The organism is Pseudomonas sp. TMW22089 (assembly GCF_022496645.1).
Lineage (GTDB): Bacteria > Pseudomonadota > Gammaproteobacteria > Pseudomonadales > Pseudomonadaceae > Aquipseudomonas > Aquipseudomonas paraversuta.
Map to the genome: position 1 here is coordinate 234,776 of NZ_SCFG01000005.1, position 11,188 is coordinate 245,963.

An 11,188-nucleotide genomic window follows, 5' to 3' on the forward strand; every position below is an offset into this window, starting at 1 on the left:
CAAAGGGTTATGGCACGAAGATGCAGCTTAGCGTGCAATGCCCTGCTTTGAGGCCAGAAACGTTCAGAGGTTCGGGTTGGATGCCGGTGTTTTACCCCCGGCCATGGGTGGCAGGCGGTGGTTTTGCTGTGCCAGCAGTTCACGGTCCATCGCCTCAATGCACTCGCGCATTTGTTCGCGGCACTGTTCCATCAGGGCCGGCATGTCTTCCAGGGTCAGCCCGGCAGTTGGAATCGGGGGCAATGAACGGATCTCAATATCGGCACTGTGCCAGCGATTGAGCTTCAAGTGCTGGCTATAAGTGCTGACGCACACCGGCACAATTGGCACGCCGGCACTGATCGCCATCTGGAACGCGCCTTTTTTGAAGGGCAGCAGGGCTTTGCCGAAGTTGCGCGTACCCTCTGCAAAGACCCAGATCGAAGTGTCTTTTTCTTGCAGGGTGCGGGTGGTGGTGAGCATGGACTGACGGGCTTTTTGTGCATTGCCCCGATCAATCAATACATTGCCCGCCAGCCAGAACAACTGGCCGAACAGAGGCACCCATTTCAGATTTTTTTTACCGATGCACACAGTACGCTTCGGCACCACATTGCCGAACACGAACAAGTCATAGTTGGACTGGTGGTTGGCCACTATCACGCAGCTCTGGGGCTTGTCCATCAATGGACCAACCTCGGCCTTGAGCCTGTAGCCCAGGATCCATTTCGAAGGCCACGCATAAAGACGCGCGCACAACCGACTGTTGTCCGGGTTGAACGGGCGACAGATTCCGAGCAATACACCGAGCACGCCAGCGATCATAAAATGCAGGCTCATCAACAACATACGTATCGAAAGTAGCATTTACAGGCTCGCTAAAACAAAATTTGGCGCAGTGTACGGATGTGCACTGTATTCAGCAATTACCCCGATACACCTGGGAGATTGCTGATGTTTAAGTATTTGTTTCAGCGAGAGGGCTCAAGCGCGGGCCAGAGGTGTTGACGGGTTTTAGCGGGGGGAGCCATCCCGACTGCTGGCTGCAATCGGGACCGGATTACCGGGGCAGGGTCAGAGGGGGTGAAGCTGATCTTCTTCGATCGCCTTGTCCAGAGTCTCCAGCAGTTCTTTGCGCACTTTGAGCTTGGTGTTCTTGTGCGCCTTCATGTTGATCTTCTTCAGCTGGCGCGCCATTTCCAGGGCGGCGGTCCTCAGTTCTTCGGGCTTGACTACCTGATCGAGGAAGCCTGCGTCTACCGCACTGTGGGGATTGAACATCTCACCGTTGATCACCGAACGATGGAATGCCGATTTGCGCAACCGGTCGCGTGCCAGTTCAATGCCGGCGTGATGCATGGTCATGCCGATTTGCACTTCATTCAGGCCAATGCTGAACGGGCCTTCGACGCCGATTCGGTAATCAACCGACAACAACACAAATGCGCCTTTGGCCACCGCATGGCCCGGGCAGGCAGCAATGACCGGGAAGGGATGCGCCAGTAAGCGGCGAGCCAGGGTCGAGCCCTGTCTAACCAGCTCAATCGCCTGCTCGGGGCTGGCGGTCATGACCTTCAAGTCATAGCCGGCCGACAGAATGCCCGGCTGCCCGGTAATAATCACCACTGCGCGATCCAGCTCGGCCTGATCCAGTGCCGCATTGAACGCAGTGATCACGTCCGGGGAAATAGCATTCACCTTGCCATTGCTCAAGGTCAGGGTGGCGATACCGTCTTCCAGGTGATACGAGATCAAGTCACTCATGGCGCAATTCCTTTTATAGAAGTTGGCAGACGTTACCCAGCCCCAAGGCGCAGGTAAAGCCTTGTGACTGACTGGTGAGTCAGGCAAATGGTGTGCGCCTTCTATATAGAGGGCGGCGCGCCTGTCGAACAGCCGTGGCCTGGCAAAGCTCCGGGGCCGGAATTTGCCAGATGCAACCGGTCTGCCCGGACCTGAAAAACAGCGAATCCCGTAAGCGCATGAAAATTCTGAAAAAAACATTTGTCATATCGAAAGCTTTCGACTACATTAGCGCGCCTCGACAGACAGAACTTGTTTGAAGAGATACGGTGAAGTGTCCGAGTGGCTTAAGGAGCACGCCTGGAAAGTGTGTATACAAGAAATTGTATCGAGAGTTCGAATCTCTCCTTCACCGCCACATTAAGTAAACACAAACCCCTGATTTTCCTAGAGAAAGTCGGGGGTTTGTGGTTTCTGGCGTCTGCAAAAAGGCGATATGGAAAGGGTAGGGGATTTTCTGTTTTTTGCGGCTGCGTGAGCACCGTCACCGGCAAGGGGGTCTACAAAGCCCGGGATATGGCCCGGGCCGAGGTCTAGGGTAGACGGGTAGTCCAAAAAACTTGACGCCGTGTCCGGAGTTAGTTGGCCACTACACAGCAACCTCTGCGCGTTACCTGAATCTCTTGATATCGAGCCGGCTTTTCTTTACGCAGCTCCTCCAGCATTGGCAGGGCTGCAGTGGGGTCATTCAGCGGCAAGTCTCGCAGAGAGTCGATCTCACAATCCCACCACTTGCTATTCAGCAATTGCGAAATCATTTCTGGTGTATGCCTGTATTTGACTACTTTCGCAGGTAAACCTGCGACTACTGCATAGGGCGGGACATCATGAGCAACCACTGACCGGGTGGCAATTATCGCTCCGGTGCCAACTGTTACGCCTTCCATGATCATCGCACTGTGACCAATCCAGACATCATGGCCAATGGTCACGTCGGATATTTCAGGATCGTAGGTCAATCCTGTGTTGGTGTACTGGAATGGATGAGAGCTGAGCCAGGTGGAAGGATGCCCGCCCTTTTCTTGCCCGATGACACACCCCGTTCCGATAGAGCAGAACCGGCCGATTGAGGAAACCGCGGTAAGGACACAATCACTTCGGATATAGGTGTGGGCGCCGATCTTCAGGTTTTTAGGCTCAATGATCATATGCCCCAGAGATACGCCTTCCTCCAGACGCAAGGTGCTTCTTTTGTGCAGTGAATGCAGGCCGCCAGAAACTTTGCATTTGTGCTTGCGAATCCAGTTCTTCCAATATCGGTTTCTGATGTAATTAATAATTATTTTCATGGCAGTGATCGCTGGCTTCTAATGCAGGACGTGTCTCACTGTGCATTTGTTTCAATGTGTTACGCAATGGAGGTAGTGATTTTTTGTCCCCGTCACGGGGCATTCAACCTCTAGGTCGGTGAAGGTATCGAATATCTGGGCAGTGTCATTGATGGGGGTCAAAAGGGGGCGTAGTTGATCCTGCGCGATGCCAGTAGTGCCCGTCGGTCAGAAAAAAAGCCTTTATCTAAACCTTTGTGGTCATGGGCCTTCAGATTCAGTGCAGGGAATAAACCTGCCTTTTTCTGGAGGACGTTATGAAACACCTGATTGGCCCTAAACGCTTCGTCGCAGGCTGTGCCCTTGCATGTGCCCTGGTGGTGGCGGGTACCGCTGTAGCAGCCAGTCCGGCCAACTTCGTGGATGAGGCATCTGCGGCCGGGATAGCCGAGATTGAAACCAGCCGTATGGCGATTGGCAAAACGTCTTCAACGGATATAGAGAGCTACGCCGTGGAGATGATCAAGGACCATACGGATGCCAACCGGGACTTGAAAGAACTCGCGCAAAAGCACGATCTGCAAGTCTCGACCGACGAGCAAATCCTGGGTAAGGCCAAGAAGCTGATGCTGCAAATACAGGAAGGCGACTCATTTGATGCCGCCTATGCCGCCAATCAGGTCAAGGCCCATGAAGAGGCCATTGAGTTGTTCGAGCAGCAGATCAAGCACCCTGACTCTCCCGAATTGAAGGCCTTCGCCGAAAAATACCTGCCCAAACTCGAGATGCACCTGGTGATGGCCAAGAAGCTGGTGGACGCCCATCACAAATCTTGAGCCGCACTCCCTGAATCTTGCAAAACCCTGTGGGAGTCTGGCTTTGCAGCGATGCGGGCAACAGGTTTTGCCTGAGCCCGCGGGGTGAACCCGTCGCGGGAAAGCCAGCTCCTACAGACCTGCTGCTGGCAATGGAGGTTCAGGGTTTTGGTGTGGTTGGCGGCGCAACAGGGTCACTGCCAATCGGGCCATTGCCATCAGTATTCATCCCGCCCTGACGTCCGGGGTCATCGCCCTGCACCCGTGGGTCAACTGATGGATGGTTAGGCACGTCGGCGTCGTTATGGATCTTGGAGTCGAGATTGATGGTGGGCTTGACGTCCTGGCCTGAGGGCGGCTCGGTCGGTTGTATCGGCACGGTCGGGCCAGTGGAGGAGTCGGCCAGGCTGGTGGCGGATACCACACAGAGTGCGGCGGCCAGCGACAGGATTTTGATCGATGAGCTAATCATGGTTGCGTCTCCAGACAGTTGGGAGTCGTACCTGATATTGGTGTGCTGGCGCGGGGGATTAGTGCGATGCAAGCGACGAGCGGTGACGGGTTGACCCTGCACCGCTGGCGAGGCTCTCAGACTGCGATGTCATTCAAGCCGCAGTATTCTTCCCAGCTCATCTCCAGGGCTTCGGCCACTTCTTGATGGACTTCAAGGCGCATGGCTTCGAGCTCCTGCGGCGAGCGGGCGATCAGTTGCAGTGCCAGCTCCCAGGCTTCAATACCCAGATCGTCGGCGGCGCTCTCGAATGCCCAGAGAATTTGTTGCTGTCGATCTTCAGCGCTGAGTTCTTTCATCTCCTCGAGCAGCTCGGGGTGCGCTTTGATGAAAGTGTCCAGGGCCAGTTCGTTACGGGATTCTTTAGGGATCATGCGGCGTCTCGAAGCAGTAAGACGGCCCGCGTGGGCGGACCGTTTTCAGGTGGGATACGCATCCTAGCGAGTTCGCCCGGTGATGAAAAGTGCCGCAACCACCCTTAGGCGACGGGCTGCAGCCTGCTTTCCTGCTGCAAGGCATAGCCCCATACCGCCAGTGCCAGAGTTGCCACCGCCGCGCCGACGATCACAATGCCGTTCCAGCCATAGACCGGATAGGTCTGCGCGCCTACCAGAGAGCCCAGTGCGCCACCAATGAAATAGCAGGTGATGTAGCCGGCGTTGAGGCGATTGCGGGCGGCCGGGCGGACTTTAAACACCGCATTCTGGTTGCTGACGTGCACCAGTTGCACGGCAAAATCGAGCACCAGTACACCAATCAGCAGTGCAAGCAATGAGTGGCCGGCAAACGCCATGGGCAACCAGCACGCCAGCAGGGCCAGCAAGCCGACGGTGGTGGCCAGTTGGCCTTTGCCGCGATCGGCCATGCGCCCGGCCCAGTTGGCGGCCACCGCCCCGACAGCGCCTGCCAGGCCGAACAGGCCGATGATCGCGTCCGAGTAGCTGTAGGGCGGCACGGCCAGCAAAAAGGCCAGCGGAGTCCAGAACAGGGCGAACAGCGAGAAGGTCAACAGGCCCAGGATCGAGCGCAGGCGCAGCACCGGTTCTTCGACAAACAGCTTGAACACCGACCCCAGCAGTTTCGGGTAGCTCAGGCCTGCGCTCTGGTGATGGTTGGGCAGCGCGCAAAACAGGGCGATGGCGCTGACTGTCATCAAGGCTGCAGCCACCAGATAAATGGTCCGCCAGTCACCCGCCGAAGACAGCGCCCCCGCTACGGTTCGGGCCAGCAATATCCCCAGCAGCAGGCCGCTCATCAAAGTACCCACTACACGGCCCCGGCTCTGCGGGTCTGTCAGGCTGGCGGCCATTGGCACCAGCACCTGGGCGGAAACCGAAAACAGGCCGGTCATCGCCGTGCCGACCAGAAGCCAGGGCAGCGAAGGTGCGAATGCACTCAATAAAAGGCCCAGGGCGCTGAGCACGGTCATGCTGACGATCAGCCGGCGTTGTTCGAACAGGTCGCCCAGCGGCACCAGCAACAACAGGCCGGCACCGTAGCTAAGTTGCGCGGTGATCACCACGGTGCCGGCGCTGCTCATGCTCAAGCCCAGTTGCTGGGCGATGGTGTGCAGCAAGGGCTGGGCGTAATAGTTACTGGCGACAGCCAGGCCGGTGGCGGTTGCCATCAACAGGATCAGGGCAGTGCTTAAAGGTTTGGTAGCAGCAGAAGAAGCGGACATTGACTGTCTCGTTGGCATGGGAAGACGATCAAGTATCGGGACTGCCTGTCATGGATGTCACTGAATATGTCCAGGATTTTGATTTTTAAACGACAAGGCACCTCTGTGAGGCAATGCTGTTCACTTCAAAAGCTGCTCTCTCAACTGCAGAAGCGAGCTTGCCTCGCGATGGTCTCGAAAGCGCCGTGCTTAACCGCTAAACACGCATTCCCGTTAACAATCATCGCGAGACAAGCTCGCTCCTGCACAGACAGGCGCCCCCTGAGGGGCTTGGTAGTTAGTTGCGACGGCCCAGCAGCAGGCCGACCACCAGCCCGAAGCCGGCCGAGATGGCCACGGTCTGCCACGGATGGCCGCCAATGTAATTTTCGGTGGCATCGACCACAGGTTTGGTGCGTTCACGCACGTTGCTCACCGAGTCGAGCGCCTGCTTGAGCTTGAGACCTACCTGGGCACGCAGGGTTTCGCCCTCCTCGCCGAGCAGGGACGCACTGTCCTTGAGCAGCTTTTCAGATTCGGTAATCAACAGTTGCAGCTCACTGAATGCCTGATCCTTGATTTGATCTTCAGCGGCTTGTACGGCGTTTTTTCGAGCCATTGCGGTACTCCTTGCAGGTGAAAAGAGAGATGAATAATGGAGTCAACCCAATGCTAAAAAGTTGCATCTGTTTTGGGGCCGATTGTGTGTCCGAGGTGAGAGCGTAGTCAAAAACCGGAGTAAGGCACTGCTTTGGAGGGTGTAAGATGTCGTCTAATTTACGCCGCAGGAAATTCCCATGAGCTTCAACCTCGCCAACAAACCCCTCGCTGAGCGTGCTGCGCTTGAAGATGAAAAGTCCCGTCTGTATGACCTTTGGCAGAGCAATCTGGGCAAGGCCAAAGGGGATGCGGCGCGTTTGTTCGGCGAGCGCGCCAAGCGCAAGGGCAAATGGGCTGAGTGGGTGCGTTCGGAGCTGGACGCGATGTCCCCGCCGGAATACGCCAACATGGTGCGCAGCGAAGTCAATCGCCTGATGGCCGCCAAGTAACGCCCGGCCGGGCTTTTGATCTTGATCTGCCGGCACCGCCACCCGGCCTCCCGTGACGGGCACCCGCGTCTCTGCGGATATCGAGTGGCAACAGTGCGGCGCTGCCTACTCGACCTCGCAGACAGTAAAGCCCTGGCTGACGCCGGCTATGTTGATGAGCACCTCATCCTCCGGCTGCTTGCCCAGTAACGCCGCGCCCAGCGGCGAGCGCGGGGTGATGACGGTAACGGTTTGCCCGTCCTGGACAAGCTTGAGCCCCGCGGCATCCGGAGCGAGAAATAGCCATTGCCCGCTGCCGTTCCCGACCTCCAGATTGACCAGCGCCCCCACTTCAATCCCTTGTGCGGGATTGAATGGCGCGAGCACCATCGCCTGGCAGTTTTTCAACGCCTGGCGGATTTCTTCAACCCGGCGCGCCTGGCCTGTCGCCAGATAGGACGCTTCAAGCCCCAGGGTGTCGTACTTGTTCTCGGCGATATTCTCCGCGTGGGTGGCGGCTTCATAGGCGGTTTGCGCTGCCCGCTGGAGCACATCAAGATCGATTTCGAGCTTTTCCAGCATCAACAGGTACACAGCGTTCTTGTTCATAAGGGGCGGTTTTTCACGGGGGTCATGACGGCAATCGGCGATTGTCGCACGAGTACCCGGCAGATTAATCCGCCTTAAGCCTTCTGTACGCGTCGAATAATGCGGACAATCAGCCCTTTGAATGTTGGAGCCCGGAATGAAAGCCTCCTGGGATATTTTTTGCAGTGTGGTCGATAACTACGGCGACATTGGGGTGACTTGGCGTCTGGCCCGGCAATTGGTGGCCGAACATCAGCAGTCGGTGCGGCTGTGGGTCGATGATCTGTCGGCATTCGTGCCGCTGTGCCCCGAGGCCGACGCCACTGCGGCGCAACAGATGCAGCAGGGGGTCGAGGTGCTTCAGTGGCCCGCGCAATGGCAGTCGGTGGACGTCGCCGATGTGGTGGTGGAGGCCTTTGCCTGCAAGCTGCCTGAAGACTATTTGCAGGCCATGAAAGCGCGGAAAAAGCCGGCGTTGTGGATCAATCTGGAGTATTTGAGCGCGGAAGACTGGGTCAGCGGCTGTCACGGTTTACCCTCCCTGCGCCCGGATGGCTTGAAACGGATGTTCTTTTTCCCCGGGTTTGGTGAAGGTACCGGTGGTCTGTTGCGTGAGGCCGATTTGCTCGCCCGCCGGCGCGCCTTTGAGCAGGACCCCCAGGCCAGACGGGCATTTTTGCAAGGGCTGGGGGTGTTTCCTGAAAGTAGCGCGCGGCTGGTTTCTTTGTTCGCCTATGAAAATGCCGGGCTGGCCAGTTGGCTGGACGCCATGGCCGCGGGCAGTGTGCCGACCCACCTGCTGGTGCCCCAGGGGCGAATCATGGGGGATTTGCTGCGCTGGCTCGAGGTCAATGAGCTGGCACCGGGCAGGGTCGAGCAGCGGGGAGCACTGAAAGTCCAGAGCTTGCCGTTCGTACGCCAGCAGGATTACGACCACCTGTTATGGAGTTGTGATTTCAATGCGGTGCGCGGTGAAGACTCGTTCGTCCGCGCGCAATGGGCCGGGCGGCCGCTGCTTTGGCATATCTATGAACAGGAAGAAGACGCGCACTGGGTCAAGCTCAATGCCTTTCTGGACCTGTATGTAAAAGATCTTTCTGCGCCCGCCGCTCAAGCCTTTACCGGCTTGTGGCACGCCTGGAATGCCGGTTCAGACATGGCGCAAAGCTGGAATTTGCTGCTTGAACACTGGCCCGAGATCACTGCGCACGCTGAACGATGGTGTCTGCAACAGTCATTGCAAGCAGATCTTGCGCAAGCGCTAGTACTGTTTTATAGAAATTGGATATGATACGCGGCCTAGATTTTTGTAAATCTCATTCCAAATTCGGATACTCGCAATGAAAACTGGTAAAGAGCTTAAACCCGGTACAGTCATCAAGCTCGAAAACGACCCTTGGTTGGTTCAGAAAGCTGAATTCACCAAGTCCGGTCGTAACAGCGCAATCATGAAGACCAAGCTGAAAAACCTGCTGACCGGCTACAAGACTGAAATCGTATACAGCGCTGACGACAAGCTCGAAGACGTGATCCTGGATCGCAAAGAAGCGACCCTGTCCTTCATCAGCGGCGACACCTACACGTTCATGGACACCACTGACTACACCATGTACGAGCTGAACGCTGAAGACATCGAAGCCGTTCTGCCGTTCATCGAAGAAGGCATGACCGACGTTTGCGAAGCGATCTTCTTCGAAGAGCGTCTGGTTTCCGTAGAGCTGCCGACCACTATCGTGCGTCAGGTTGACTACACCGAAGGTTCCGCTCGCGGCGACACTTCGGGCAAGGTGATGAAGCCTGCCAAACTGAAAAACGGTACCGAACTGAGCGTTGCAGATTTCGTTGAAATCGGCGACTGGATCGAGATCGACACCCGTGACGGTGGCTCCTACAAGGGCCGCGCCAAGGTTTAAACCTGGCGTCAACCGTACGATGATAAAGCCCGGCCCCATGGCCGGGTTTTTTTTGGCCGGTCAAAAGCCCCGGTTTAGAGCTTTGCCGCGTGCAGGGGACTGGTTAGCATGGGCGCTTCTGAAGAGGGACCATAATGCTGACCGATTTTGCAATGTATACAGCCCTGGGTATTGCTCTGGGGGCGATGGGCGGGTTGTTCGGAATTGGCGGCGGCCTGATCGCAATTCCGGTTCTGGGCTTGTGGTTCGGCCTGGATCAGCAGATCGCGCAAGGCACCGCTTTGGTCATGTCGGTGCCCAATGTGTTTCTCGCGCTGTACCGCTATCACCAGCGCAATAAAATCGATCTGCGCCAGGCGTTGCCGTTGGTGTTGATGAGTTTTTGCTTCGCCTGGCTGGGCGCCATGCTCGCCGTTGGAGTGGATGCGCGGGTTATTCGCTGGGGTTTTATCGCCTTCTTGCTGGCAATTACCCTCTACAACCTGATCAAGCTGTATCGCTTGCCTGTAAAGCCGGTTGCCCGCTCAGGCCGTGGCTGGCCCTGGTTCGGAGTGCTGGGTGCGGTGGCGGGCACTACCGGGGGCTTGTTTGGGGTTGGCGGCGCAGTGGTGGCTGCGCCGGTTCTGACCAGCGTCTTTGGCACATCGCAAGTGGTGGCCCAGGGCTTGTCGCTGGCCCTGGCAGCGCCAAGTACCGCCGTTACGCTGTTGACCTACGCGGTGCATGACGAGGTCAACTGGATCATGGGTCTGCCGATGGCTGTGGGCGGGCTGTTGAGTATCAGCTGGGGAGTCAGGCTGGCTCACGCTCTGCCGGAACGCATGCTGCGCGGTTTGTACTGCGCCTTTTTGCTGCTGTGCGCGGGGCTGCTGGCGATTAAAGCTTAAAGCCTTCGACGATGTATTCGGCAAAGCACTCGATGATGGGCGAGGTCACGCTGTTGGGCTTGCGCAACAGCACAATGCTGGCTGAGGGCAATAGCGGCAGGTTTTCGGCCTCGCCAATAATCCGCAGATCGGGGGTCAGCAGGCTTTGCAACTGGGCGGTCACCGCCAGTCCGGTACTGACCACTGCGTTGATCGCTGCCAGGCTGGCGCTGGTATAGGCCACCCGGTATTCACGCTGCATGATATCCAGCGCATTGCAGGCCCAGGTCCGGCAGAAGCAGTCGGTATTGAACATTGCCAGTGGCAGCGGCGTTTGCTCGTGGGGCGAGAAGCCCTGGGCCACCATCCATACGAAGCGCTCCTGCCGCAGGATCTGGCCCACTTCGGTGCCGGGTTCGCGGGTCACGATAGTCAGGTCCAGATCATTGCGTTGCAGCAGTTGCACTGAGGGTTCGCAATGCACCTCGACGTTGATCAGTGGGTAATCCTGGGCAAAGCGAGACAGCACGCCGGGCAGAAAGCGCATGACGTAATCATCGGGTGAACCGATTTTGACCGTGCCCACCATATGCGGCTGACGCAGGGTATTGAACACCTCGCTGTGCAGTTTGAATCGCCCCGGGTTTCCTAGACACTCTCCAGGCTCGCTGCGTAACGCTTTTCAAACTCTACCGGTGACAGCTGATTGTTGAAACTGTGGCGTCGTTTTGGGTTGTAAAACATCTCGATGTAATCG

Annotated in this window: 14 protein-coding genes, 1 tRNA gene and 1 pseudogene; 6 read left to right on the plus strand and 10 right to left on the minus strand. The window is 57.1% G+C overall.

Annotated elements, in window-relative coordinates; genetic code table 11:
* Nucleotides 1–63 precede the first annotated feature (63 nt).
* Both EQV90_RS07790 and EQV90_RS07795 read right to left on the minus strand, forming a co-directional pair.
* A complete protein-coding gene (locus EQV90_RS07790; protein WP_003446523.1) occupies nucleotides 64–846 on the minus strand; it encodes a 1-acylglycerol-3-phosphate O-acyltransferase in 783 nt (260 codons plus the stop codon).
* Nucleotides 847–1,053: 207 nt separating this feature from the next.
* The gene (locus tag EQV90_RS07795; protein WP_127195772.1) at nucleotides 1,054–1,743 is read right to left on the minus strand and encodes a crotonase/enoyl-CoA hydratase family protein; all 690 of its coding nucleotides are present in this window, start codon (nucleotides 1,741–1,743) and stop codon (nucleotides 1,054–1,056) included.
* Nucleotides 1,744–2,050: 307 nt separating this feature from the next.
* Between EQV90_RS07795 and EQV90_RS07800 the strand changes: the two genes are divergently transcribed.
* A tRNA-Ser gene (locus EQV90_RS07800) sits at nucleotides 2,051–2,140 on the plus strand.
* A gap of 220 nt (nucleotides 2,141–2,360) precedes the next feature.
* On the opposite strand, the gene EQV90_RS07805 is transcribed toward EQV90_RS07800, so the two are convergent.
* The gene (locus EQV90_RS07805) at nucleotides 2,361–3,071 is read right to left on the minus strand and encodes a CatB-related O-acetyltransferase (RefSeq protein WP_158525117.1); all 711 of its coding nucleotides are present in this window, start codon (nucleotides 3,069–3,071) and stop codon (nucleotides 2,361–2,363) included.
* Nucleotides 3,072–3,367: 296 nt separating this feature from the next.
* Here EQV90_RS07805 and EQV90_RS07810 point away from each other — a divergent pair, with 296 nt between their 5' ends.
* Complete coding sequence (locus tag EQV90_RS07810; protein WP_160626980.1) at nucleotides 3,368–3,886, plus strand: DUF4142 domain-containing protein; 519 nt, start codon at nucleotides 3,368–3,370, stop codon at nucleotides 3,884–3,886.
* A 139-nt stretch (nucleotides 3,887–4,025) separates the two neighbouring features.
* On the opposite strand, the gene EQV90_RS07815 is transcribed toward EQV90_RS07810, so the two are convergent.
* From EQV90_RS07815 to EQV90_RS07830, 4 genes are all read right to left on the minus strand, one after another.
* Nucleotides 4,026–4,337, minus strand: coding sequence for a hypothetical protein (locus tag EQV90_RS07815; protein ID WP_003446546.1), 312 nt, complete (start codon nucleotides 4,335–4,337; stop codon nucleotides 4,026–4,028).
* A 116-nt stretch (nucleotides 4,338–4,453) separates the two neighbouring features.
* Nucleotides 4,454–4,750 (minus strand): DUF6388 family protein, encoded by a 297-nt coding sequence (locus EQV90_RS07820; protein ID WP_003446549.1) that lies wholly within the window; start codon nucleotides 4,748–4,750, stop codon nucleotides 4,454–4,456.
* Between the two features lie 104 nt (nucleotides 4,751–4,854).
* Nucleotides 4,855–6,057: an MFS transporter gene (locus EQV90_RS07825; RefSeq protein WP_003446551.1), complete on the minus strand. Its 1,203-nt coding sequence runs from the start codon at nucleotides 6,055–6,057 to the stop codon at nucleotides 4,855–4,857.
* 277 nt (nucleotides 6,058–6,334) lie between these two features.
* On the minus strand, nucleotides 6,335–6,655 hold the full coding sequence (locus EQV90_RS07830; protein WP_003446552.1) for a DUF883 family protein: 321 nt from the start codon (nucleotides 6,653–6,655) through the stop codon (nucleotides 6,335–6,337).
* Between the two features lie 178 nt (nucleotides 6,656–6,833).
* Here EQV90_RS07830 and EQV90_RS07835 point away from each other — a divergent pair, with 178 nt between their 5' ends.
* Nucleotides 6,834–7,085, plus strand: a complete 252-nt coding sequence (locus EQV90_RS07835) for a hypothetical protein (protein ID WP_003446553.1) — start codon at nucleotides 6,834–6,836, stop codon at nucleotides 7,083–7,085.
* 105 nt (nucleotides 7,086–7,190) lie between these two features.
* Here the strand turns inward: EQV90_RS07835 and EQV90_RS07840 are convergent, their stop codons facing one another.
* On the minus strand, nucleotides 7,191–7,673 hold the full coding sequence (locus tag EQV90_RS07840) for a transcription elongation factor GreAB (RefSeq protein ID WP_240877959.1): 483 nt from the start codon (nucleotides 7,671–7,673) through the stop codon (nucleotides 7,191–7,193).
* A gap of 136 nt (nucleotides 7,674–7,809) precedes the next feature.
* Between EQV90_RS07840 and earP the strand changes: the two genes are divergently transcribed.
* From earP to EQV90_RS07855, 3 genes are all read left to right on the plus strand, one after another.
* Nucleotides 7,810–8,943 (plus strand): elongation factor P maturation arginine rhamnosyltransferase EarP, encoded by a 1,134-nt coding sequence (gene earP, locus EQV90_RS07845; RefSeq protein WP_003446555.1) that lies wholly within the window; start codon nucleotides 7,810–7,812, stop codon nucleotides 8,941–8,943.
* Between the two features lie 49 nt (nucleotides 8,944–8,992).
* Entirely contained in the window at nucleotides 8,993–9,565 is a 573-nt protein-coding gene (locus tag EQV90_RS07850) for an elongation factor P (RefSeq protein WP_003446557.1), read from the plus strand.
* 134 nt (nucleotides 9,566–9,699) lie between these two features.
* Nucleotides 9,700–10,452: a sulfite exporter TauE/SafE family protein gene (locus EQV90_RS07855; protein WP_003446559.1), complete on the plus strand. Its 753-nt coding sequence runs from the start codon at nucleotides 9,700–9,702 to the stop codon at nucleotides 10,450–10,452.
* Here the strand turns inward: EQV90_RS07855 and EQV90_RS07860 are convergent.
* Nucleotides 10,442–11,062: pseudogene (locus tag EQV90_RS07860) on the minus strand (LysR substrate-binding domain-containing protein); the annotation flags it as partial. The gene EQV90_RS07855 and the pseudogene EQV90_RS07860 sit on opposite strands and share 11 nt — an antisense overlap.
* Nucleotides 11,063–11,079: 17 nt before the next feature.
* Nucleotides 11,080–11,188: IS3 family transposase (locus EQV90_RS07865; RefSeq protein ID WP_138762977.1), on the minus strand; the 109-nt coding region annotated here is incomplete at its 5' end.

Coding starts and splice junctions, on each gene's coding strand:
- EQV90_RS07825 (WP_003446551.1), bottom strand. CDS start 6,057: ATGTCCGCTTCTTCTGCTGCTACCAAACCTTTAAGCACTGCCCTGATC.
- EQV90_RS07855 (WP_003446559.1), top strand. CDS start 9,700: ATGCTGACCGATTTTGCAATGTATACAGCCCTGGGTATTGCTCTGGGG.
- EQV90_RS07830 (WP_003446552.1), bottom strand. CDS start 6,655: ATGGCTCGAAAAAACGCCGTACAAGCCGCTGAAGATCAAATCAAGGAT.
- EQV90_RS07810 (WP_160626980.1), top strand. CDS start 3,368: ATGAAACACCTGATTGGCCCTAAACGCTTCGTCGCAGGCTGTGCCCTT.
- EQV90_RS07840 (WP_240877959.1), bottom strand. CDS start 7,673: ATGAACAAGAACGCTGTGTACCTGTTGATGCTGGAAAAGCTCGAAATC.
- earP (WP_003446555.1), top strand. CDS start 7,810: ATGAAAGCCTCCTGGGATATTTTTTGCAGTGTGGTCGATAACTACGGC.
- EQV90_RS07790 (WP_003446523.1), bottom strand. CDS start 846: ATGCTACTTTCGATACGTATGTTGTTGATGAGCCTGCATTTTATGATC.
- EQV90_RS07820 (WP_003446549.1), bottom strand. CDS start 4,750: ATGATCCCTAAAGAATCCCGTAACGAACTGGCCCTGGACACTTTCATC.
- EQV90_RS07835 (WP_003446553.1), top strand. CDS start 6,834: ATGAGCTTCAACCTCGCCAACAAACCCCTCGCTGAGCGTGCTGCGCTT.
- EQV90_RS07850 (WP_003446557.1), top strand. CDS start 8,993: ATGAAAACTGGTAAAGAGCTTAAACCCGGTACAGTCATCAAGCTCGAA.
- EQV90_RS07795 (WP_127195772.1), bottom strand. CDS start 1,743: ATGAGTGACTTGATCTCGTATCACCTGGAAGACGGTATCGCCACCCTG.
- EQV90_RS07805 (WP_158525117.1), bottom strand. CDS start 3,071: ATGAAAATAATTATTAATTACATCAGAAACCGATATTGGAAGAACTGG.
- EQV90_RS07815 (WP_003446546.1), bottom strand. CDS start 4,337: ATGATTAGCTCATCGATCAAAATCCTGTCGCTGGCCGCCGCACTCTGT.